The 22,467-nt window shown below is 39.7% G+C and carries 20 protein-coding genes; 13 read left to right on the top strand and 7 right to left on the bottom strand.

All coding sequences use genetic code 11. From position 1 onward, the window contains the following. Nucleotides 1-128 precede the first annotated feature (128 nt). Entirely contained in the window at nucleotides 129-962 is an 834-nt protein-coding gene (locus JZO85_RS09215) for an AraC family transcriptional regulator (protein ID WP_207108219.1), read from the bottom strand. A 154-nt stretch (nucleotides 963-1,116) separates the two neighbouring features. Here JZO85_RS09215 and JZO85_RS09220 point away from each other — a divergent pair, with 154 nt between their 5' ends. Continuing rightward, complete coding sequence (locus JZO85_RS09220) at nucleotides 1,117-2,784, top strand: alpha,alpha-phosphotrehalase (RefSeq protein ID WP_207108220.1); 1,668 nt, start codon at nucleotides 1,117-1,119, stop codon at nucleotides 2,782-2,784. A 102-nt stretch (nucleotides 2,785-2,886) separates the two neighbouring features. Here the strand turns inward: JZO85_RS09220 and JZO85_RS09225 are convergent, their stop codons facing one another. Genes JZO85_RS09225 through JZO85_RS09235 form a run of 3 tightly spaced genes read right to left on the bottom strand, consistent with a single transcriptional unit; the run spans nucleotide 2,887 to nucleotide 6,378 of the window. Continuing rightward, nucleotides 2,887-3,342 carry a PTS sugar transporter subunit IIA gene (locus JZO85_RS09225; RefSeq protein WP_207108221.1) on the bottom strand — a complete coding sequence of 152 codons (456 nt, stop codon included), beginning with the start codon at nucleotides 3,340-3,342 and terminating at the stop codon, nucleotides 2,887-2,889. A 1-nt stretch (nucleotide 3,343) separates the two neighbouring features. Continuing rightward, nucleotides 3,344-5,536, bottom strand: coding sequence for an alpha-galactosidase (locus JZO85_RS09230; protein ID WP_242550287.1), 2,193 nt, complete (start codon nucleotides 5,534-5,536; stop codon nucleotides 3,344-3,346). Nucleotides 5,537-5,538: 2 nt separating this feature from the next. Beyond that, a complete protein-coding gene (locus JZO85_RS09235) occupies nucleotides 5,539-6,378 on the bottom strand; it encodes an AraC family transcriptional regulator (protein WP_242550288.1) in 840 nt (279 codons plus the stop codon). Between the two features lie 168 nt (nucleotides 6,379-6,546). Here JZO85_RS09235 and JZO85_RS09240 point away from each other — a divergent pair, with 168 nt between their 5' ends. The 8 genes from JZO85_RS09240 to JZO85_RS09275 all read left to right on the top strand — a co-directional run bounded on the left by JZO85_RS09240 (nucleotide 6,547) and on the right by JZO85_RS09275 (nucleotide 15,510). Then, on the top strand, nucleotides 6,547-7,884 hold the full coding sequence (locus JZO85_RS09240) for a glycoside hydrolase family 32 protein (RefSeq protein ID WP_207108223.1): 1,338 nt from the start codon (nucleotides 6,547-6,549) through the stop codon (nucleotides 7,882-7,884). A 12-nt stretch (nucleotides 7,885-7,896) separates the two neighbouring features. Further along, on the top strand, nucleotides 7,897-9,282 hold the full coding sequence (locus JZO85_RS09245) for a PTS transporter subunit EIIC (RefSeq protein WP_207108224.1): 1,386 nt from the start codon (nucleotides 7,897-7,899) through the stop codon (nucleotides 9,280-9,282). 362 nt (nucleotides 9,283-9,644) lie between these two features. Beyond that, nucleotides 9,645-10,466: a PRD domain-containing protein gene (locus tag JZO85_RS09250; RefSeq protein WP_207108225.1), complete on the top strand. Its 822-nt coding sequence runs from the start codon at nucleotides 9,645-9,647 to the stop codon at nucleotides 10,464-10,466. Between the two features lie 103 nt (nucleotides 10,467-10,569). Next, nucleotides 10,570-11,334, top strand: coding sequence for a carbohydrate deacetylase (locus JZO85_RS09255; protein WP_207108226.1), 765 nt, complete (start codon nucleotides 10,570-10,572; stop codon nucleotides 11,332-11,334). Between the two features lie 17 nt (nucleotides 11,335-11,351). Then, on the top strand, nucleotides 11,352-12,767 hold the full coding sequence (locus tag JZO85_RS09260; protein WP_207108227.1) for a PTS transporter subunit EIIC: 1,416 nt from the start codon (nucleotides 11,352-11,354) through the stop codon (nucleotides 12,765-12,767). A 14-nt stretch (nucleotides 12,768-12,781) separates the two neighbouring features. Continuing rightward, nucleotides 12,782-14,110, top strand: coding sequence for a family 4 glycosyl hydrolase (locus JZO85_RS09265; RefSeq protein WP_207108228.1), 1,329 nt, complete (start codon nucleotides 12,782-12,784; stop codon nucleotides 14,108-14,110). 13 nt (nucleotides 14,111-14,123) lie between these two features. After that, complete coding sequence (locus JZO85_RS09270; RefSeq protein ID WP_207108229.1) at nucleotides 14,124-14,582, top strand: PTS sugar transporter subunit IIA; 459 nt, start codon at nucleotides 14,124-14,126, stop codon at nucleotides 14,580-14,582. Nucleotides 14,583-14,652: 70 nt separating this feature from the next. After that, nucleotides 14,653-15,510: a GRP family sugar transporter gene (locus JZO85_RS09275; protein ID WP_207108230.1), complete on the top strand. Its 858-nt coding sequence runs from the start codon at nucleotides 14,653-14,655 to the stop codon at nucleotides 15,508-15,510. Nucleotides 15,511-15,998: 488 nt separating this feature from the next. Here JZO85_RS09275 and xerS read toward each other — a convergent pair whose 3' ends face one another. Next, entirely contained in the window at nucleotides 15,999-17,108 is a 1,110-nt protein-coding gene (gene xerS / locus JZO85_RS09280) for a tyrosine recombinase XerS (protein WP_207108231.1), read from the bottom strand. 224 nt (nucleotides 17,109-17,332) lie between these two features. On the opposite strand from xerS, the gene JZO85_RS09285 reads away from it, so the two are divergent. After that, complete coding sequence (locus JZO85_RS09285; RefSeq protein WP_207108232.1) at nucleotides 17,333-18,394, top strand: bifunctional transcriptional activator/DNA repair enzyme AdaA; 1,062 nt, start codon at nucleotides 17,333-17,335, stop codon at nucleotides 18,392-18,394. 88 nt (nucleotides 18,395-18,482) lie between these two features. Here the strand turns inward: JZO85_RS09285 and JZO85_RS09290 are convergent, their stop codons facing one another. Together JZO85_RS09290 and JZO85_RS09295 are read right to left on the bottom strand one after the other, a co-directional pair. Further along, a complete protein-coding gene (locus JZO85_RS09290; RefSeq protein WP_207108233.1) occupies nucleotides 18,483-18,809 on the bottom strand; it encodes a hypothetical protein in 327 nt (108 codons plus the stop codon). 12 nt (nucleotides 18,810-18,821) lie between these two features. Further along, entirely contained in the window at nucleotides 18,822-19,220 is a 399-nt protein-coding gene (locus tag JZO85_RS09295) for a helix-turn-helix domain-containing protein (protein ID WP_207108234.1), read from the bottom strand. 266 nt (nucleotides 19,221-19,486) lie between these two features. On the opposite strand from JZO85_RS09295, the gene JZO85_RS09300 reads away from it, so the two are divergent. The 3 genes from JZO85_RS09300 to JZO85_RS09310 all read left to right on the top strand — a co-directional run bounded on the left by JZO85_RS09300 (nucleotide 19,487) and on the right by JZO85_RS09310 (nucleotide 22,380). Further along, entirely contained in the window at nucleotides 19,487-20,128 is a 642-nt protein-coding gene (locus JZO85_RS09300) for a TetR/AcrR family transcriptional regulator (RefSeq protein ID WP_207108235.1), read from the top strand. Between the two features lie 120 nt (nucleotides 20,129-20,248). Next, nucleotides 20,249-21,487: an MFS transporter gene (locus tag JZO85_RS09305; protein ID WP_207108236.1), complete on the top strand. Its 1,239-nt coding sequence runs from the start codon at nucleotides 20,249-20,251 to the stop codon at nucleotides 21,485-21,487. Nucleotides 21,488-21,624: 137 nt separating this feature from the next. Continuing rightward, nucleotides 21,625-22,380: an alpha/beta fold hydrolase gene (locus JZO85_RS09310; protein WP_207108237.1), complete on the top strand. Its 756-nt coding sequence runs from the start codon at nucleotides 21,625-21,627 to the stop codon at nucleotides 22,378-22,380. Nucleotides 22,381-22,467 lie beyond the last annotated feature (87 nt).

The following is a 22,467-nucleotide window of genomic DNA, read 5'->3' on the forward strand; positions in this document are numbered from 1 at the left end:
TGTGTCTCATCAAAAAATCCAACGTTGGTATGAGGCGCACGATTAAACGAAGCAACAAACCAAATAAACATTTTTGCCCGCTAAAGCAGCGGGCTATTTGGCATAGGAATCGGACGAATAATAAACTGTCAACAGCTCTTTCGGTAATCAGAAGGAGAAAGAGTGGTCGCTTTCTTAAACACCTTTGAAAAGGCTAACGGTTCTGGAAAACCTACGGAATTAGCAATGATATTAATCGGATGGTCAGTTGTACTTAACAGCTCTTTCGCTTTGTCAATCTGAACCTTACGCAGAAATGCTTTTGGACTCATCAGGTATTTCTTTTTGAATACGTGAGAAAGATGATTAGGATGTACGCCCAATTCTGAAGCAAGCTCATTAATTTGAATCCCATCATGAAAGTGTAGGTCAATATATCTTCTTGCTTGAAAGGCAATTGAAGTATCCATAATAGAAACTTTTTTTATTTCCTTATTTTCCAATAAATGCCCCACAAGAGTGTTCAGAACGCCATTTCCTTTAAGATATTTTGACAGATCATTGCTGTCCATCTCGATAATCTCAGCGATTTGCTTATGAAAAAAATGGCGGTCCGGCTCTTCCAGCTCAAAGATCGGATTCTGTTGTTGACAAAGTAATTGAACATATTGATCAACTTGGGTTCCTAGAAAACCGATCCATGAATAATTCCATGGGTCGTCGGCTGAAGCTTTGTATGTAATGAGGTCTTTAGCTGGGCTTATAAATCCTTGACCGGCACTTAGTTGAAAGCTTTTCTTATTAAGCGTAAAGGTGCCCTTTCCTGAGGTTATGAAATGAATGAAATAATACTCTCGAGAAATTGGGCCGTATGTATAATTAGGTTCACAATTTTGGATGCCGCAGCTATAAAAATTGAAATCAGAAATCATTTTTCTTTCAAACTTGTGGCTTTTATCGGTATATTGCCATTTACCATACATTTTCGTTCCTCTTCTCATCTTTTTTCTTATAAATCATTTTAGCATGAAATCGTAAGAGTATTTGATTTTGACATGAAATACTCTTTTTTTTACATGTATTCATTAGATATTGCCATGTTACGCTTGTTTTATCACAAGTATGGAGGAAAGCTCAATGAATGATTGGTGGAAAAAAGCAACAGTTTATGAAATCTATCCTAGAAGTTTTAAAGACACGAATAATGATGGTATTGGTGATATTCAGGGGATTATTGAGAAGCTTGATTATCTAGAGAATTTGGGGATCGATCTTTTGTGGGTGACTCCTATGTATGTCTCTCCTCAACATGACAATGGTTATGATATTTCGGATTATTACGCTATTGACCCTTTATATGGAACGATGGAAGACTTTGATAGATTAATCCAAGAGGCTAAAAAAAGAAATATCTATCTAATGATGGACATGGTTCTAAACCATACTTCTATTGAGCATAAATGGTTCAAAGAATCTCGAAAGTCGAAAGACAATCCTTATCGCGACTATTATTTTTGGAAAGATCTCAAGCCTGATGGCTCCGCTCCAAATAATTGGACCTCTCGGTTTGGCGGAAGCGCGTGGAAATATGATGAGAAAACAGAACAAGCCTATCTACACCTATTTGATGAGACTCAGGCCGATTTAAATTGGGAAAATGAAAATGTTCGAAACGAATGCTACAAGATCTTAGATTTTTGGGCGAAAAAGGGAATAAAGGGCTTCCGATTGGATGTGGTCAATCTACTTTCTAAAACACCTGGATTGCCTGATGATCCAGTTCTTGGTCCGACGGGTGATGGTCGTACGCACAATGTTGATGGTCCTAAAATCCACGAATATCTTCATGCTATGAACCAAGAAGTATTTAAATCTATGCAGCTGGTAACAGTAGGGGAAATGTCTTCTTCTACACCTGAGCAATGTTTATTATACTCGCAAGAAGAACGTGAAGAGCTCTCTATGATCTTCAGTTTTCATCATATGAAATCAGATTATAAGGGGAAGGCTAAGTGGACCAATGAACCCTTCTCACTGGAGAAGTTAAAGGCGAGCCAATCGCTTTTTCAAGAGAAGATGCATAAGGGCAAGGGCTGGAATGCACTATTTTATTCAAATCATGACCAGCCAAGAGCACTGTCTCGTTTTGCGGATGACCGTATGTATCGACAAGAGAGCGCTAAGCTGTTAGCTATCACTCTCTTCGGTCAGCAGGGGACTACGTTCATTTATCAAGGAGAAGAGATTGGTATGACCAATGCCTATTTTTCAAGCATTGATGACTATAAAGATACTGAAAGCCTAGCAGCCTATGAGGAGCTGATCGCTTCTGGCTTCAGCGAAAGAGAAGCTCTGATCATTTTGCAACAAAAATCAAGAGATAACGCCCGTACCCCAATGCAATGGGATAACAGCATATACAAAGGCTTTTCAACTAGAGAACCTTGGTTAAGAATAAATCCAGATGAAATAAGTGCAGAAAAAGAAATGAGCGATGAAAACTCGGTGTTTTACACCTACCAAAGACTAATCGCGTATCGAAAAAAATATCCAATCTTTACTGAGGGAAGTTACCGAGCGCTTGATGCCGAAAACAAAGAGCTATTCATTTATGAACGACTTTATAACGAGGAAAAACTCTTGATTATCAGCAATTTTAGCAATAAAAATATCCACTACAAAATGCCAGCTGATTACCGAGAACCCCATAGAATCAACATATTAGAAAGCAACTATGGAAGAGAGAACCTATCAGCTACTCTGGAATTGAAGCCCTACGAAAGTTTACTGTTGTTTCGCGAGTAAACAAAAAAACTTCAAGTTTTCTTGAAGTTTTTTTATTGTTTAGCTGATATGGCCGGCATTAAATAAAGGTGGCCCGCTAAAAGCGATGTTTCTATCTCACGTCTATAGGATTCCTAGGTTGTCATGAACATTTACGCCGACAGCATTGGTTAGCTCAATTGCTTCTCTATTTTCGAAAGCGATAATCACAGTGGTTTGCTTTCCTTGCTCCAAAATAAATGGCAGGTCAACAGTCGCCAGTAATGTTTGTTCACTGATCGTTTGCCCACTATCAACATGCACTTCAATTCCTTGACCGTTCAGTTCAACTGTATCGATACCGATATGAACCAGAACCGGCTGTCCTTTTTTTGTTTCTAATAAGATTGCATGTTTGGTCGGGAAAACGCTGACCACTTTACCATTGATTGGGCTGTAAACAGCTGCTTCTTCTGGCTCAATGCCAAATCCAGCGCCCATCGCTTTCGAAGAAAAAACGGGATCGTTAACATCTTCTATTTTGATCAATTCACCGCTTACTGCGGCAAATACTACTTCTTTTTTTCGGTTGAAAAACATCCTACACACTCTCCGCTTCTATTTTCTTTAGTTTTATTTTTTGAACGATACAATCACCTTTAGGATTTTCCAAGGCCAGACCGCAGTTGATCAACTCTGAACCAGAATACACTTGTCTAGTTGTTTCTTCTTGGTAAAGTGCGTGATGGTCAAGACCAGGCAGCTTGATCAATAAACTCAAATCAAACACTTGATACCTATTGCGAAATAGATAAATCACGGCTTGCTCTTTATTCAAGAACATCCACCCACAGGTATTTCCTTCAAAAGGGGACTGCAGTCTATGAAAAGTTCCTTCCATAATGAGTTTTCTTTCTTGTTTGTACTCTTTTAAATGGCTTCGAACGGCTTTTTTCTCATCCTCTGTCAATTGAGCAATGTTCATTTCATAACCCATATTGGTAGAAGAAGCGAGAGCAGCTCGAGTTTTAAAGGGAACCACCCGATTTGTTTGATGATTAGGTACATCAGAAACATGGCCAGTCATTGATGAAATGGGGAACAAGCAGCTAGCACCATATTGAATTTGCTGCCTATCTAAACCATCCGTATTATCGCTGATCCACGTTTGCGGAAAATAGAAAAGCATTCCAGGGTCCAATCTGCCGCCGCCGCTAGAGCAATTCTCGAAAAGAACCTCAGGAAAGGCACTTGTTAATTCATTGAGAACCCGATACAGTCCTAACATATAACGATGGGGGTATTCAGTTGATTCAAACGTTTGCTGCTGGGAAAAAGGGTCGGTCATATGGCGATTCATGTCCCATTTAACGTAGCTCACACCAAGTTCCATGATTGTTTTAGCGACAGTTTCAATAATGAAGTGCTGGACCTCTGGGTTTGTAAGATCCAATACATATTGATTTCGACCCAGCAGCGGCTCATAATTTTTACTTCTCATAACCCAGTCAGGATGCTTTTGAAGTAATTCCGTCTTTGGCGAAATCATCTCAGGCTCAAACCAAATGCCAAATCCAATATTTTTTTCTTTGGCATAATCAACTAAGGGCTTGAGGCCATCTGGAAATTTATCTGTATCAACAGTCCAATCTCCCAAAGATGTTTTACTGCTGTTTCTCTTTCCATACCAGCCATCGTCCAATGCTACTGTTTCAAAGCCTAGATCAGCAGCAGCATCAATCAAATCAATGATTCGTTTGTGATTGACATCATAATAGGTCATTTCCCAACTATTAATGAGAAGCGGCCGCTCTTTATTTTTCCAAGCTGGAGAAATCAAATGATCAGTGAAGAAGCGATGGAAACTTTGCGAACTGCCATTAAAGCCTCGATCGCTATAAGATAAAAGGGCTTGAGGACTGTAAAAAGTTTCCTCAGCATTTAGCTGCCATGAAAATGTCTCGCTAGCTAACCCAGCTTGCATTCGTAAGTGATCATATTGATCTCTTTCTAATATGATTTCGTGATTCCCGCTATAAATCAAGGTCATGGCATGAACTTCACCACGGAACTCATCGGCCCCTTTTGATAAAGCAATGTAAGGCGGATACAGTGGCCCGCTAGCGCCTCTAGAGCTACCAATCTTATATAGCCCATGCTGAATCTCACTGCGATTTAACTGAAACTCCTTTTGATGGGTTCCATAAAAGGTCGTGGAAAGCTGCTGGTCGTATCTAACATCAATGGAAGCACTGAATAATTTGGCTATTTTTATTGGCCGAGTTCCGATATTTTTTATTTTTGATGACCGGACGATCACAGAAGAATCTGCAAAAATTGTATAGTACAAAGCTAATTCTATTTCAGCAATCTGATCAGATAAATAAATGATCAGGGTTTGTGCTTCTTCATCAGCACCTCTTGCATGAGGCAAATCAGATAGTTGGTTTACTCCATTTTTGATTTCATAGCTTTGAAAACAGAATCTGACCAGCTCATCGCCATTTGCTTGTTGAATCTGTACTGCAGAATTCCTGAAATCTCCTTGATGGGGATAGGGGAACTCGAAGGGGAGAAATTCAGGAGAGACCTCAGGCTTTTCAGCAATAGGAGCTGCAGCAAAAGTTCTCTTTTTCAACGGCGGGCGATTACTAAAATGATAGCTCGTTAATTTTTTCCCCCAGTAACGATGAACCAGATAGGTATCTTCAACAATTTCCATAATATAGGTGATCTGCTCATTGGATAAGGTAAAGGTATTTGCTTCGGCATTGAAATGAATGAGATCCTGCATGATTAGTTATGATCCTTTCTGTATTCAGTAGGGGATATCCCCATTTCTTTTCTAAAAAATTTTGAGAAGGAGAGGGCGTCAGTAAAGCCAACTGAACCGGCAATCAGATTAATTGGATCATCGCTTTCCGTCAATAATTTTTTGGCTTTGTTGATTTTTAAATTGGTTAAATACTTCTTGGGTGAAACGCCGATCTCCTCTTTAAACATTGCTGATAAATAGTTAGGATGGATACCTACAGAATAGGCGATATCAGAAATTTGAATATCATCGTGATAATGCAGATCCATATATCGCATTGCCTGAAAAGAAGGGGAGGTCTGATGATCGTTTACCGTTTCTATCTCACACTCCCCTAAGAGCGTCCCTACAATGTCATACATAATTCCATTAATCTTAAAATATGAACCAAAGGTGTTCTGATTTAGTTCAATTATTTCCTCGATTCTTTTTTCATAAAAAGAAGCATCCGCACAATCCATCACGAAGCTAGCTTTGCTTGATTGAAGCAAGGTTTGAACAAAATTGACTGATTCTATGCCAGTAAAGCCAATCCAGGAATACTTCCAAGGATCTTGCTGATTTGCTGTATAGGTAGAAACAACATTTGCCGGTACAATAAAGAGTTGATTCTCATGTACTTCAATCTGCTGATTTTCTATTTCCAGCAGTCCTTTGCCCTCCTTCACAAAATGAATAAAGTGATAGTCTCTTCTTTTGGGCCCGTAACTATAATCGGGCTCACAATATTCAATCCCACTGTTATACAAAATGAAGTCTGAGATACTCTTCTTTGAAAAATCAGTAAACCTATCCGTATACTCTCTCAAATTATTATTCATGGTCCTATTATACATAGCAACGCTTAACAAAGAATGGCCGTCTTAGAAATTTCCATATATCCATTAATTTTTTCCATATTCCAAATGGATTAAAGGATGTTAAGATTTCATCAACCAAGGTTATGAAAACGCATTAATGCAAATGATTTTAAGGAGGTAGTAACGGATTTGGCGAATCAGCACAAGAATTCTTTCCATATAGAGCCGGCAAAAGGATTATTGAACGATCCAAATGGATTAATTCAATTTAAAGGAACCTATTATTTTTTTCATCAATGGAATCGTTTTGAAACTAATCACGAGTATAAAGAGTGGGGACTGTTTACTTCAAAGGATTTAGTACAGTGGGAAAGTCAAGGTTCCGCGATTTTACCAGATACAGAAAGTGATAAAAATGGCATCTACTCGGGAAGCGCGATTGAAAAAGATGGAAAAATGTATCTTTTCTATACGGGAAACAGCAAAAATCAAGGAAAGAGAGCGAGCTGCCAAAAAATCGCCTACTCAGAAGACGGAAAAACCTTTATCAAAATGGAAAAAGTTATCAAAACGCCTGCTGGCTATACAGAGCATCATCGAGATCCCAAGGTTTGGCAAAAAAATGGCAAGTGGTGGATGATCGTAGGGGCGCAGTCAGCAGCAAATGTCGGAGCTGTCACATTGTTTGAATCCAGTGATTTAATTAATTGGCATTATCAGGGTGAATTTTATTCAAATGAGTTATTAGATCAGATGTGTGAGTGTCCAGATGTATTTTCCCTATCTGAAGAAGCAGATATCTTGCTGGTATGCCCGCAAAAAAGAACCCCTATTGAAGAATCAGATTTGTCGCTTTCTAGTTACGCAGGATACTTAGTGGGAAAAGTAGATTATCAGCAAAAGAAATTTATTGAAAAAGAAGCATTACGAAAAATAGACTATGGATTTGATTTTTACGCCCCGCAAACCTTTGAAGATGATAAGAAAAGACGAATTATCACCGCCTGGATGTCTCGAATGGGCGATAAGGAAGAGGTCTACTGTCCTACAGTTGCCGACGGTTACCTGCATTGCTTGACCATGCCTAGAGAGCTGAAATGGAAAAACGATCGTCTTTATCAGCTTCCCTTAGAAGAATATCAGGCATTGAGAAAGGATCAATGCAACTATCGCGAAGATTCACTATTGATCAAAAATCAAAACGATACCTATGAGATGATTATCGAGTTTCAGGCTGCAATCACAGATTTTTCCATGACTTTAAATTCCGAAAGAAATTCAATTAGCTATAGAGAAGGCCGCTTGGAAATCAGCCGCATCAATTGGGTTTCAGGCGAGAGGGAAGCGAAAGTGCTTCCGGTGGATTCTCTTTCTAAGCTGCATATTTTCAATGACAATTCAGCAATGGAAGTGTTTATCAATGATGGCGAATACGTTTTTTCAATGAGAACCTTCAGCACCAGTGGCAGGGATGTCTACTATCAGAATTTAGGACACAACGGGTCAGTTATGTTTTATAATTATTAAGGAGGATAACAGATGAATAACAAAGAGATCGCAAAAAAAATCTTAGAGCTAGTCGGCGGAAATGAAAATGTCCAATCAGTGACACATTGCGCGACCAGACTTAGAATTATCACAAATGATAAGGATAAAATCGATATCAAAGCAGTCGAAGATATCGATAAAGTAAAGGGAAGCTTCTTCAATTCAGGGCAGTATCAAGTCATTTTGGGCACTGGTCTAGTGAATAAGGTATACGATGAATTCGTTCCGCTGATCGATGGTTCTGATAAGCCGTCAGATCAACAGCCAGCAGAAAAACAAAAAATGACTTTCCAACGAGCTATCAGAATATTCGGAGATGTTTTTGTTCCAATAATTCCCGTTTTAGTCGCTACAGGGCTTTTCATGGGACTTCGAGGGTTATTCACGCAAGAAGCTGTTTTAGGTGTCATCGGTCTTACTCCAGCGGACATTCCGCAGCAATTTCTAATGTTTACTCAAATTTTAACCGATACGGCTTTTGCCTTTTTACCTGCTTTAGTCGCTTGGTCTACCTTTAGAATTTTTGGCGGAACCCCTATTTTAGGGATCGTTCTAGGCTTAATGCTGGTAAGCTCTGTCCTGCCAAATGCCTATGAAGTAGGGCAGCAAGCAGCTGAACCAATGGTATTTTTCGGATTTATCAAGGTGGTTGGCTATCAAGGCTCCGTATTGCCAGCCTTTGTAACTGGAATTTTAGGCTCAAAAATCGAAGTATTTTTGAGAAAACGAATTCCTGATTCACTGGATCTAATTTTAACACCATTCTTAACTTTATTAACTGGACTTATTCTAGCACTGTTCATTATTGGACCCATTTTCCATGAAGTAGAGATCGGTGTTTTACATGCAGTAGAATTCCTATTAAATCTGCCTCTTGGGATTGGCGGATTGATTTATGGCAGCTTCGGTCAATTGCTGGGCATTTTTGGAATTCACCATATCCTAAATTTCTTAGAAATCAGCATGTTAGGGCAAGATGGCTGGAACTATTTGAATCCAATTGGAACTTGTGGAAATATTGCCCAAGCCGGGGCTGTTCTAGCAGTAGCGATCAAATCAGTTTCACCAAAAATGAAACAAATTGCTTATCCTTCAGCACTATCAGCAGCACTAGGGATTACCGAACCTGCAATTTTCGGTGTCACGCTGCGTCTAATTAAACCCTATATCATGTCAATGATTGGCGGAGGTGTCGGCGGATTCTTGGCATCCATTCTGCAACTTAAGGCAACCGGGATGGCTTTAACAGGAATCCCAGGAACACTGCTCTATTTAAATGAACAGCTGCCATTTTATATTCTAGTCAATCTTGTCGCTTTTGGTGTTTCTTTCGGATTAACCTGGACGTTTGGTTATAAAAAAGATCAAGAATTGTAAGCCACTCTGGTTTATCAATTGAGTAGACAATAGCTAAAAGCGGAGAAAACCAAAAAAATTTCTCCGCTTTTATTAATTGGGCAACGCAGTTAGCGTGACTGATGAACTCCAGAATCTCTAGCTCATAGTGGGAATCTCCCCTGAGCCTTTTCTTGGTTTCTGAAAGAATTGTATGATAAAAATAAGAAAATCATTGTTGACAGCGCTTTTCTAATTTGCTATATTGAGCGTGTAAACAAATAGGGTGTAACTATTAAATTAGGCACGACCTGGGAAAACACTTTCCTTAGGTCGTTTTTTGTTGTTTTAACTATTATAATCAATTGAATTTAGAGTATTTTATAGAGAGGCTCGGTGCAACGATGAAGGTTGTTAAAAAAATCAATCATAATGTAGTACTAATTGATGATGAGGGAGTAGAAAAAATTGCGATGGGCAAAGGAATTGGGTTCTCCGCCGTCGTTAATCAAACTTTTGATCCAGCTCTTGCAGATAAATTTTTTACTTTAGATTCCAAAGAAAAAACAAAAATGTTTAGTGAGATGGCTGCCCAAATACCAATAGAATTCATAGAATTTTCAGAAGAAATCATTCAATTTATTTCAAAGAGAATTGCTTCACCGTTAGACTCAAATATTTATATCGCATTGACGGATCACATTTATTTTGCGATTCAACGGCAAAAAGAAGATAGTCAGGTAACAGCCATTATGCTGCCAGAGATGAAGCTGCTTTATCCAGAGGAGTATGAAACAGCAAATGAAGTCGTTGCTTTGATCAATCACCGTTACAATACAGAGCTGGGAGCGAATGAAGTCGGCTTCATCACAATGCATATCATCAATGCAGAGCTGGGCGAACGAAACAGTTTGAACAGTCTAAAAATTTTAGAGATGACCAAGACAATTTTAGAGGATTTGGAAAATACCTTTGGTTATCGGTTTGATAAAGATTCACTGACTTATCATCGGATGATGATCCACATCAAATTTTTAGTGAAGCGTTTGATTTATCAGGAGGAATCTCCGACTGAGAATATCGGCTTTTTTACAAGTACCTTTAAAGAAAGCAAACCATATCAAACGGCAGTAGCGATCAAAAATATGATCGAAAAAAACTTTCAATTGGACGTTCAGGAGAACGAAGTCATTTATCTGGCAATCCACTTGGCAAGAATTCAATAAGCAGGGCGTAACTATTAGGTAGGCGCAACCTTTTGACACAGGAGAAAAATCTGTGCTCATTAGGTTGCGCCTATTTTTAGTATAAAAAGAAAGGAAGGAAATAATGGGAAAAGTAATCTTCAATTCAGACGATTTCGGCTACAGCTATGGAGTGAACTACGGGATCGTGGATGCTTATCAACGAGGGATCTTGACATCAACTACTTTAATGGCCAATATGCCGGGGTTTGAACACGCTGTAAAACTAAAAAAAGAGCTTCCAGATTTAGGGGTAGGGGTCCATTTGACATTGACTTGCGGCAAACCACTCTTGAAAAATGTGGATAGTTTGATGGAGGATGACAAGTTTAAGCACTTATCATATTATAAGCAACCTTTTGAAGTAGACGGAGATCAACTCTATCAGGAATGGAACGCGCAAATTCAAAAAGTCTATCGCGCCGGAGTTATTCCAACACACTTGGACAGTCATCACCATACGCATACCTTTGGAATGAATCAGGAAGTAGTTGTTGCACTAGCAAAAAAATATGATTTGCCCGTTCGAGGAAATTTTGAGAGAAATGCAGACGTTCGACATACGGATTATTTTGAACCTTATTTCGATGATGTTGGAGAAATGTCTGTCGAAAAAAGGCAAATTGATTGTTCCATTGACGAGTATCTAGAACGCTTGATATCCGTTTTACGAGAAAAGAGAACGGTAGAGATTATGTGTCACACGGCTTATCTTGATCAGGATTTGTTGAATGGATCGAGTTTTGTCTATCCAAGAATCAATCAAGTGGCGTTTTTGATTCATTCAGATTTTGCGCAGCAGGTTAAAAGGGATCGTTTGATTGAGTTAGCAACATATAAAGATATATAGCCTAAGGAGGAGAAAAAATGTCAACTTTTAAAGCAAATATACAAAAATTAGGAAGAGCAATGCTGCTGCCTGTAGCTGCGATGCCATTAGCTGGATTGATCATGCGACTCTCAGCTGATGACATGTTGAATATTCCAGTGATTGGGGCAGCCGGAAATGCTGTATTTGGAAATTTGGATATTCTGTTTGCGATTGGTGTTACGATCGGTTTTGCGAAAACAAAAGATAAAGGCATCCCGGCACTTACTGGATTCTTAGCGATCGCTACTTTGAAAAAGGGGTTAGAAATCATGAATCCAGCCGTCAATATGGGGATATTCGGTGGGATTATTTCTGGTTTGATCGCAGCTTGGACTTATAACCGTTTCAAAGAACAAAAGCTGCCTATGGTGTTCTCGTATTTTGCAGGTGAGAAATTTCCATTGACGATGGTGATGATTTTACAAACAATCACTTCGGTTGTTTTTGGGCTATTATGGCCGTTTGCCCAAGCTGGAATTGACAGCTTTGCTAGATTGTTAGTGAACATGGGGGCATTAGGAGTCGGAATTTTCATGTTCTTGAATCGTTTATTAATTCCATTTGGTCTTCATCATGTACTGAATACGTACGTTTACTACGACCTAGGAAGCTACACAGCGCCGAATGGAGAAGTATTCCGAGGGGAAATGACTCGTTTCATCAACGGTGATCCGCAAGCAGGGCTATTCTTGTCAGGTTTCTTCGTAGTTATGATGTTCGGCGTACCGGCGATCTGTTTAGCAATCTATCGTGCAGCGTTTAAAGAAAACAAAGCTATGGTCAAAGGGATTATGGGAAGCGGTGCCGCTACATCCTTCATCTCAAATATTACAGAACCAGTGGAATTCAGCTTCATGTTTCTTTCTCCAATGCTGTATGTTGTCCACGCGGCTTTTGCCGGTTTAGCGGGGATCGTTTGTTATCTGCTGAATATTCGGATTGGCTTCACTTTTGGTGCCTGTATCGTTGATTACCTAATCAATTTTAGAATAGCGACTAACGCTATCTTAATCATTCCAATCGGAATTGTTTTTTTTGCACTGTACTATTTTACTTTCTATTATCTGATCAAGAAGCAGAACATTCAAACTTTAGGAAGAGAAGTCGCAACAGAATTCGGAACAGAAGCAGTAGAAGATGAAAAAGAATTAGGTTTGGCAAGTAAAAATTATGAATATATGGCAAAAAAAATGCTACAGGCTTTTGGCGGATCAGAGAATATCTCTGATGCCTTTAGTTGTAATACTCGCTTAAGAGTTGAAGTTGAAAATCCAGCAATCGTCGACGAACAGCGGATCAAGCAACTAGGCGTCAGCGGTGTGATCAAGCCGACAGAAAAAAATTATCAAGTCATTATTGGGTTGGAAGTAACTTATGTAATGGCAGAATTTAATAAATTATTGGAGCAATAGGGAGGACGTAAATCATGACAAACAAACAAATCATAACAATTGCCGGTGGAGGCAGTACTTATACACCAGGAATTATTCAAGCTGTTCTTAACAATGCGGATCGTTTGCCGCTTTCAGAGATTCGCCTGTACGATATTGATGCTGAAAGAAATGCTGATATGTATTTGATTATTCAATATATGTTGAAAAAAGAGGGATTCAAGGATGTTGTCATTTCTTCAACAGAAGATCCGGAGACGGCCTTTACAGGGTGTGATTTTATCTTTTCGCAAATTCGAGTTGGCGGAATGAAAATGCGTGAGAAAGACGAAAAAATTCCGTTAAGGCACGGATTAGTTGGTCAGGAAACTTGCGGATTGGGTGGCTTTGCTTACGGAATGCGATCAATGAGTGGACTGTTGGAAATCGTGGGTTACGTACAACAGTATGCACCTGATGCCTGGATTTTAAATTACACAAACCCAGAATCAATTGTTTCAGAAGCTGTTCGCAGACAATATCCACAAGCGAAGATGATCAACGCTTGTGATATGACGATCTCAATTGAAGAAACGATTGCAGTCAATTATGGTTATGATCGGAAAAATTGGATACCGACTTATTACGGGCTGAATCATTTCGGCTGGTACACTTCCATTTATGATAAAGAATTGAAAGAAGACATTATGCCAGAGCTTATTGAAAAACTGAACACTCAGGAAATGCAGGTAGCTGATTTTAACGCGGGAGATAAAACCTGGCAAGAAGCATTTAGTATGATGTCTGTGATCACAAAGAGCTTCCCGCAACATATTCCGAATAACTATTTAGAGTATTACTTGTATCCAAATATGGTCGTAGAACATTCAGATAAAAACTACACTCGCGCCAATATGGTGATGGAAGGTAGAGAAAAGAACACCAAGGAAATGGCTGAGAAAATTCGCGGAGGAGCGACAGAAGACGTTTTGAACTTCAACTTTGGGGAACATGGACAATACATTGTTGATATGGCAACATCGTTATTGAATGATGAACGTCAGCGCTTTATGCTGATCGTACCTAATCAGGGTGCTATACCAAACTTGCGATCAGACGCTGTGGTAGAAGTACCAGCCTATGTTGGAGCAACCGGAGTTGAACCGATAGCACTAAGAGAACCAATCTGCGATTTTCATAAAGGATTGATGGAGGCACAAGTAGCAGCTGAAAAATTATTAGTTGATGCTTACTTTGAAGGTTCCTATCAAAAAGCATTGCAGGCTTTCACACTGAATCAAACGGTTCCGAATGCTCAAGTAGCTAAAAAAGTATTAGATGAAATGATCGAGGCCAATAAAGAATTCTGGCCGGAATTAGTCTAGAGGTGATGAGAAAATGCTCTTCTTTAAAACAAAGAAAGTTCTGAAGTCTGTTGCAAATGGTCACGTTCTACCTTTAGAGGCAGTAAAAGATGAAGTTTTCTCCTCAAAGATGATGGGTGAGGGCTATGCAATAAGTCAACATGACGGTAAGGTCTATGCACCGATTGAGGGAATTGTTGAGAGCATTTTCCCAACACTGCATGCTATAACAATTGAAAGTAAAACTGGAGAGAAATTACTGATTCACATGGGGTTGGATACTGTGGAACTAAAAGGAGTTCCTTTTTCAATCAAAGTAGCAGAAGGACAGAACGTTAAAACAGGAACATTACTCGCCTTTATGGACTTACAGCAATTAAAGAATGCTCAAAAGGACGACACCATCATCGTGGTTTTTCCAGAAATGACCAAGGGTGAGTTGCTGAAAAAAAATCAAACAGTAACATTACAAGACGAACTGTTCAAATTTTAGATCAGGAAGAGACTGGGTAGATGCCTGGTCTTTTCTTATAACGATTATTTTAGCCTTTTAGGAGAAACCAATGATTATTTTATGTTTATTACCCGCATTAGGATGGGGCTTTATGCCAATCATCGCACAACTGACAAATGCCAAACCAATCAATCAACTTTTAGGTACAACGACAGTGGCCCTTCTGATCGGCTCGCTTTTCACAGTCATCGTTCAGCCGAATTATAGTAGCGGAAGTTTTCTAGCAGCCATTTTTTCTGGGTGTTTTTGGTCGATCGGTCAATATCTCCAATTCTATTCATTTCAATTATTACCAGTATCTGAGGCCATGCCGATTTCCAATGGGACTCAACTAATCGGAACAACTTTCATTGCGGCTTTATTTTTTGGCGAATGGTCAAATATGAAAATGGCAGGCATAGGGATAGGAGGAATTTTACTGATTATTGTTGGAATTATTTTCACTTCCTATTTAGAAAAACAAGATAACACCTCGCTATTAAAAACAACTAAAAGCAAAGCGCTTATCTGTTTGCTGCTGTCTTCTTTAGCTTTAACAATTTATGTAACTTTGCCGCAAGCATTCCAAGCTAGTGGAGCAGAGGTTCTATTTCCACAAGCAATCGGAATGTGGTTCTTATCGATAGCATTATCTTTAAGCAAACGTGACGAGACAAGCTGGAGACAGGTGAAAAAAAACTTTGGGACAGGAATCGCTTGGAGTATAGCAAATATCAGTTTATTTCTTACTATACCGTTGATTGGCGTCGCCAAAAGTTTTACCTTTTCACAACTAGCAGTATTAATCTCAATTTATGCGGGGCTGGTTTTTTTGAAGGTTCAAAAAACAAAAAAGGAATGGCGAATGATCAGTTTAGGCGCTGCACTTATTACAATAGGGATATTGCTGATTGGTTCGATTAAATAAATGTCTAGTCATCATTCGGTAGCTAGACTGCTTTTAAGTATCAATAGAAAAACAAAGCGAATAACTGTAAGGGATTTGAAAAGCTATCAAGATCTCCTTATGAATAAACCAAGAAACTGCATTGATTTAGAGGTACTTCAAAACGAAATAGCGTGGTATAGAAACGATTGAAACACAAACTGATGGAGCTGCATTCACTGATCGCAAAAGCATAGCAAATTATTTGCTATACGTAGATGAACATAAAAGCAGAAAAGAACACTAATTCTTGCCAAAAATAGGAAGAATCAGTGCTCTTTTTTACTGAGATTTTTGTAGTAATGATCAAGACCAAAATAAAGCTCGTTTCATAAGAAAGTAGGAAAAAAACAAAATTTACCTCTCAAAAGAATAACGTTCATTTTTCGCGTTTTTTCGAAAGAAATTTTTTACTCAATAAGTGATGTAAATCCCGCTAAAGCAGCGGGCTATTTAGCATAAGTGTATTTTTACGTCCAAAGATCATTCATCGCATCGCGTTTTTTCTTCCCAGCGATATGGGTATAGACCGTCGTAGCCGAAGTGCCCGATTGTCCAAGCTGTTCAGCGACTTGAACGAGTGAATTGGTTTTACTATATAGCTGGGTTGCTACCGAATGACGCAGTTTGTGTGGTGAGATTTTAATTTTGAAGGCCTCTGAATATTTTCCAACCATTGCTTCAACAGCACCGCTGGCGATGCGTTTCGCTTTGCCGCGATAGCGAGTGAGGAAAAGAGCCATTTCATTCTCATCTGGCTGATAAAGCTGTGCTCTTTGCGAAAGATATGCGGTTAAATATTCGATAGCGATCGAAGAAATGACCACCATGTCCCATTTTCCGCCTTTACGATAGACACGCGCTTCACCAGCGGTTAAATCAAGATCCTGTAAATTCATATTCACCAATTCAGACAAACGCATCCCTGTCCCGAGAAAGAGACCGATAATCGCAAGGTCACGCACTTGGTTTTTCTTAAAGGCAGTGATCGCTTGACGAGACTCCAAAGTATCGATATAGCGGGTTTCAACAAAATCCAGAAAATTCAACGCTTCATCATCTAAAAACAATTTCTTCTCAATCGCGGCACCACGTTCGGCCATCGTTTTATTATCCTTGACATTTGCGACTTTTCCCATCATATTGTGTTCAAGATAAGGTTTGCCGGTCGTGCGATCAATCGCTTCATTCAAATAATTGAAGAGGGAACGCAAAGCAGTGACGCCACGCTGAACCGTTGCATTTTGCCGTAAGGGTAGAGCTTGCTCACTTTCTTCCAGTCGTTTCTTGGTGGATTCTTTTAAAATTTTTGGTGCCTTCACCAAGTGGGCTTTATAAAACTCCAGATCCTCCGGCCAAAGTGCCGAAAATTCTGCCAACGTAATCTCTGACAGTTTTTCTGCCGAAGAAAAGCCTTCTTGGATCAGCCAATTTAGAAACCGCCGGTATTCCTTGGCATACTCATACAAGGTGATGGAAGAATACTGATCTCCACTTTTTTTCCGAAAATAATTTTGGACAAACCAAGGAAAAAATTGGATTTCCTCCTCCATTCGTCGATTGGCTTCCTGTTGATTCATCTGTGCCAGCTCCTTTATAACCAAAAGTATAAAGCAGAGCCGTAAGCTTGTCAAACATCAGTTATTTTATAAACTTAAACTATCTTTTGAACAACGCCGATATATTTCAATCAGTTATTTAAAGATGATTGGTCATAAAAATAGTTGTTCATTTTTCGGAAGAAATACTTTAGTGACGGAGATATACTTTACTAGTAAAGACATTGCAAGAGGAGAGAGGAAGAATGATTACTTCAAAGAAAAAGCGCGAAGAATACTATCATGCTTTAAAGGAAAAGGATCGAAGCTATGATGGAATCTTTTATGCCGGAATCAAGACCACCGGAATTTTTTGTCATCCAACGTGCCGCGCCCGCAAACCTAAATTTGAAAACTGTGAATTTTATCCAACAGCAGAAGAAGCCTTGCTGGCAGGATATCGTCCATGTAAAATTTGTCAGCCTTTATCATTTCCACAAGCCATTCCTGAGGAGGTGCAATTGCTGGTCAATGCCGTAGAGGAGCAGCCGGAAAAGCGCTGGAAGGAGGCGGATTTTTTGGCGATCGGGTTAAATTCGGCCACAGCTCGCAGAAAATTTAAAGAGGTTTACAAGATGACATTTGTTCAATATGCACGTGCGCGCCGAATGGGTTTAGCATTTAAAGAGATTCGTCGAGGAAGCAAAGTGATTGAGCAGCAGTTAGAAGCAGGCTATGAATCCTCTAGCGGATTTAATGATGCGTTCACCAAAATCATGGGGAATCCTGCAAAGAAGGTCGTTGCACGTCAGCTGAATGCTTCCTTTATTTCAACTCCGATCGGACGGATGCTGTGCTTAAGCGATGATGACTATCTGTATTTACTGGAATTTGAAAATCGGCGAGGGTTGGAACGGGAAATCGAACAGCTCCGATTAAAATACAATTTTCGGATCATTTACGGGCAAACAGCCGTTAATCAGCTGGTGGAGGAACAATTAGGCGAGTATTTCCAAGGCGTACGGACTGAATTTTCATTGCCGTTGTTTTATGACGGTTCGCCATTCCAAAAAGAAGTATGGAAAATCTTAGAAACAATTCCCTGCGGCAAAACCCTAAGCTATCGGGATATCGCTCTTCGTTTGGGAGATAAAAACAAGGTTCGAGCGGTCGGCCGGGCAAATGGGTCAAATAAAATGGCGATCGTCATTCCGTGTCATCGAGTGATCGGAAGTGATGGAAACCTGACCGGATACGCTGGCGGTATAGAACGAAAGCAGTATCTGCTGGAGCTGGAGAAAAGAGCAGCACTACAAAAACACGAATAGTCCACAAAAAGCGCCCCTTCATGCCAGGCCTCCAAAAAGTTAGAGCGTAAATCTAGCTTCTGGAGATCGATACATGTGGGGCGCTTTTTTACTTAAATCGGAAAATAACTACTACAAACAGCAGAAAGAGAAAGAACATCACGGCTAATAAACAATAAATCTTACGCTTAAGCTTAAGAAAGTCAGCCGTCTCAGCCGAGTTCATTTTACTAATCGTTTTTCGCCGGGTAAAAAGATAGAGCAGCAGGCCGCCGCCATTTTGACCTCCAGTAGCAATGATAGACCAAAATCTGGGATTTTTAATTCCACGGCTTTTAGCATCCAGCATGACCATGGTAAAAACGTAGTAGCACAAAAAGCCAGCCGTCATTAGCAGTAAAACCATCAGAAAAATCATTATCAGTAGTTGATTCATACTATTCAGCTCCTAAATTTTTTTAATGATCAAGTAGAAAAGTGACAGGCTGTTGGCGCCGATCAAAGCAAAAAGAATCAATAAAAAAGGTTCGCTCATTCTCTGATTGAGCAGAAGAACCATCATCAATAAGAAATTGACTAAAAGCATGGCGATAAAAATTTTAAGAAAATGATTAACGACCGTGTTTTCTTGTAAATGCTTGACCATCTCCTGATCTCCTTTCAATAATTCGTCTAAAGACAAGCCATAAATTTCCGATAAGCGAATGATTCGTTCAATATCCGGATAGCTTCTCCCATTTTCCCAGTTTGACATCGTTTGCCGGGTAATCCCCAGCTCTTCAGCGACATAATCCTGTGTTAAATTCAATTCGTTTCTTCGTTCCTTTAACCGTTGCCCAACATCCATATCTACACCTCAAATACTATCAATCTTTCCTCTAGCATAAAGCAAAAGTCTTTTACCTGCGAGAAAAAGTTAGGTAAAAAAGCTTTTACATGCGATGATTAAAGGGTTTTGGCTGCTAAAAAGACAATCCTTTTCTATTAATCAGTGAAACAAAATGAACTCTAAAAAGGCTCGCTGCTAAATTTTTTTACTAAAACAAGTTGACAACGAGATTCGATTCACGTATATTCTAGATAGATACCAATGGTATGTAAGGAGCTGAACCGATGGCTAGAGGAAAAAATCCAGAAGAGACCCGGCAAAAGATTCTAACCGTTTCTAAAAAATTATTCTTGGAGAAAGGGTATGATAATACCTCCATCCAAGATATCGTGAATGGCTTAGGTGGAATGACAAAGGGAGCTATTTACCAGCATTTCCGTTCGAAGTTTGAAATCTTCGAAACGATCATTGAACCAGCAGAAACAGCTGAAGAAAGCTTGAAAAAGCACCCGGGAGATACAGGCTTGGAGAAATTGCAAAACGCGATCTTGGACGCCTTCACAGATTATTCCCGCATGAAGCTGAATTACTCAGCCGCGGTTACCTTACGAAGCCCGCGATTTATTGGAGAACAATTTCTCTCGATGTTCAACGAAGTCATTCCAGAGATTAAGAAAATCGTAGAAGAGGGGATTAAGGACGGCTCCATCGATACAGATTACCCCGAAGAAGTTGCTGACGTTTTGATGATGCATTTGAATACCTGGATCGGGTTGCACTTGACTGTCTACACAGAAGAGCAGCTTAAGCGAAAACTTCTTTTCACCAAAAAAATCTTTGATGGAATCGGTGTTCCGATTTTTAATGAACAGCTTGTCACAGAAGCAAATAAAATGTTTGAATACATTAAAAAAGATAGCAACTAACAGCTATTTTTTTTAGACTAATAGATACCAACGGTAGGTATGTAATTGTTTAGCCTTTTTGCTCAGTTAACTCATTCGTTTTTGAAATCGCCACTTACAGTTTAAGAAAGCAGGTATAGTATGAAAAACAATAAAAATTTTAACTTACTGATCGGAAGTCAACTATTTTCCGTTTTAGGGACCACGATCGTCCAGTTTGTCATTTCCTTGTACGTATTGGATATTACAAAATCCGCCTTTACATTTAGCGTGATCGCTTCATTATCCATTGTTGGTCGGTTAATTTGTTTGCCTTTTTGCGGTGTATTAGCGGATCGTTTGCCGAAAAGAAATTTGATGCTGCTGATGGATTTTCTGTATCTTGTTTTATCTGTTGGCTTATTCCTCGTTACGCGATTAGCCGATCCGGTTACTGCAATCGGTATACTAACGGTAATCATCGGAATGGTTTCGGCCTTTGAAACGCCGGTCGTTCAATCCGCTATTCCAGTCATTTGTGCAGCTGAAGAGATTCCGCGAGCAAACGGCATCATCAGCTCAATCGGAACGTTGGGGACAGTTTTGGGTCCAATCATTGCCGGGATCATCTATCGTTTTGACGCGGTATATCAGATTTTTATGATCACTGGAGTATTATTCCTGCTGGCGATCCTTTGTGAACTCGTACTGAGTATCCCTGTTCAACCACAAACAGGGATGGAGGGGACGCTTTTACAAATCGTTGCGGGAGATTTAAAGGAAGTAACCAGCTATTTGAAGGCCCAAAAGGTAATTGTAAAAGTTGCGGTAGTCGCATTTCTGCTAAACTTTTTCTTAGCATCATTTATTCAAGTGATCATTCCTTATGTTTCTCGAATCCAATTAGGTGTCAGCGACGCGCAATATGGCTTAATGAATACGATTTTTGCCATCGGCAGTTTGTTGGGAACCGTCATTTATGGTGTCATTGCCAATCGTTTGAATGAAACGAGTATTACCAAAAATTTGATTTTAGTGGCGATTCTCTTCGGGCTATTAGTGATTCCTTTTGGCTTGATTCAAGATCCAACAGCCGCTTTCTGGGTCATGACGATCCTTGTGGCCGGTGCAATGGCGGTAGTTACGGTGGTTTCAGTACAATTAATTGTCTATATCCAATTAGTTTCTGATCAGGCTTTGCTTGGACGGATCATGTCATTAGTCATGATCGTCACTACACTGGCGGTTCCTTTAGGACAAGTGATGTATGGTGCTTTTGCGACAATCGCTTCTGGAGAAATGCTGATCGCATTAATCATTGGGACAGCGACCATAACTATTTTAATCGCGATCTTCTCAATCAGAATTTTCAAACAAATGCGCTTAGAAAAAGAACTATAAGGAGACCGGCTCTACGAAAAAACTCAACCCATTTTCTTTATAGATCCATAAATTTTTTGTTGAGGTCAGGGAGCATTCTGATTCGCTTTTCTTGCTATACTAAAAATGAATGGATCAAGCACTAAGGAGGGATTGGAATGAGCTTTTTCAGCTATCAGGGAAAGAACATTTTTTACGAGACAATCGGAGAAGGAAAGCCACTCGTTTTTTTGCATGGAAATACCTCGTCTTCAAAATTATTTACTCCTATGCTGCCTCTTTACACCGACTTTCAGGTCGTCTTGATTGATTTCTTAGGCTATGGACGCTCTGATCGGTTAGATAAATTTCCAACAGAACTTTGGAAAGACGAAGCGAGGCAGACAATCGCCCTGCTAGAGCACTTAGCACTCAGGGACGTAAACCTGGTTGGAACAAGCGGTGGGGCTTGGGTAGCGATCAATACCGCTTTTTTGAGACCAGATCTTATCGCCACCGTCACCGCCGACAGCTTTGATGGTCGCACTTTTCATGACGGCTTTGACCGGGCATTATTAGCAGAGCGCTCGACAACGCTGGCAGATCCGGAAGCCTCTCAATTTTATCATTGGTGTATTGGCGAGGATTGGAAAGAGGTCGTCGAAAGAGATACAGATTCCATGTGGCGGCTGATCGTCTCACGCAGAGAACTGTTCTTTGATTCTCTGCAAATTTTGCAAGCACCTCTGCTTTTGACCGCTACGAAAAGGGACGAGATGATTCGGCCAAATATCGAACGAGAGTATCAAGCAATCGTCGGTGAAGTGGTACAGGGGCAATTCAAGCTTTTTGAGAAGCCGGGACACCCCGCGATTGGCTCCAGTGCAGAGGAAGTAGCAGAAACCATCAATCAATTTATTGCCGAATATAGTTGAGAATACAGCGTGAAGGAATCAACGCTTCAGCATTAAAATAAAAAGTTCCAATTTTACTATATATAATAGTAGAATCGGAACTTTTTT

It is taken from the genome of Candidatus Enterococcus murrayae, from assembly GCF_017315985.1.
In the GTDB taxonomy this organism is placed as follows: Bacteria; Bacillota; Bacilli; order Lactobacillales; family Enterococcaceae; genus Enterococcus_A; species Enterococcus_A murrayae.

Bases quoted from the DNA above. Each gene is read 5' to 3' on its own strand.
- JZO85_RS09275 (WP_207108230.1), top strand. From the start codon at position 14,653: ATGATTATTTTATGTTTATTACCCGCATTAGGATGGGGCTTTATGCCA.
- JZO85_RS09255 (WP_207108226.1), top strand. From the start codon at position 10,570: ATGGGAAAAGTAATCTTCAATTCAGACGATTTCGGCTACAGCTATGGA.
- JZO85_RS09215 (WP_207108219.1), bottom strand. From the start codon at position 962: ATGTATGGTAAATGGCAATATACCGATAAAAGCCACAAGTTTGAAAGA.
- JZO85_RS09295 (WP_207108234.1), bottom strand. From the start codon at position 19,220: ATGGATGTTGGGCAACGGTTAAAGGAACGAAGAAACGAATTGAATTTA.
- xerS (WP_207108231.1), bottom strand. From the start codon at position 17,108: ATGAATCAACAGGAAGCCAATCGACGAATGGAGGAGGAAATCCAATTT.
- JZO85_RS09220 (WP_207108220.1), top strand. From the start codon at position 1,117: ATGAATGATTGGTGGAAAAAAGCAACAGTTTATGAAATCTATCCTAGA.
- JZO85_RS09245 (WP_207108224.1), top strand. From the start codon at position 7,897: ATGAATAACAAAGAGATCGCAAAAAAAATCTTAGAGCTAGTCGGCGGA.
- JZO85_RS09250 (WP_207108225.1), top strand. From the start codon at position 9,645: ATGAAGGTTGTTAAAAAAATCAATCATAATGTAGTACTAATTGATGAT.
- JZO85_RS09285 (WP_207108232.1), top strand. From the start codon at position 17,333: ATGATTACTTCAAAGAAAAAGCGCGAAGAATACTATCATGCTTTAAAG.
- JZO85_RS09265 (WP_207108228.1), top strand. From the start codon at position 12,782: ATGACAAACAAACAAATCATAACAATTGCCGGTGGAGGCAGTACTTAT.
- JZO85_RS09305 (WP_207108236.1), top strand. From the start codon at position 20,249: ATGAAAAACAATAAAAATTTTAACTTACTGATCGGAAGTCAACTATTT.
- JZO85_RS09235 (WP_242550288.1), bottom strand. From the start codon at position 6,378: ATGAATAATAATTTGAGAGAGTATACGGATAGGTTTACTGATTTTTCA.
- JZO85_RS09290 (WP_207108233.1), bottom strand. From the start codon at position 18,809: ATGAATCAACTACTGATAATGATTTTTCTGATGGTTTTACTGCTAATG.
- JZO85_RS09270 (WP_207108229.1), top strand. From the start codon at position 14,124: ATGCTCTTCTTTAAAACAAAGAAAGTTCTGAAGTCTGTTGCAAATGGT.
- JZO85_RS09230 (WP_242550287.1), bottom strand. From the start codon at position 5,536: ATGCAGGATCTCATTCATTTCAATGCCGAAGCAAATACCTTTACCTTA.
- JZO85_RS09225 (WP_207108221.1), bottom strand. From the start codon at position 3,342: ATGTTTTTCAACCGAAAAAAAGAAGTAGTATTTGCCGCAGTAAGCGGT.
- JZO85_RS09310 (WP_207108237.1), top strand. From the start codon at position 21,625: ATGAGCTTTTTCAGCTATCAGGGAAAGAACATTTTTTACGAGACAATC.
- JZO85_RS09300 (WP_207108235.1), top strand. From the start codon at position 19,487: ATGGCTAGAGGAAAAAATCCAGAAGAGACCCGGCAAAAGATTCTAACC.
- JZO85_RS09260 (WP_207108227.1), top strand. From the start codon at position 11,352: ATGTCAACTTTTAAAGCAAATATACAAAAATTAGGAAGAGCAATGCTG.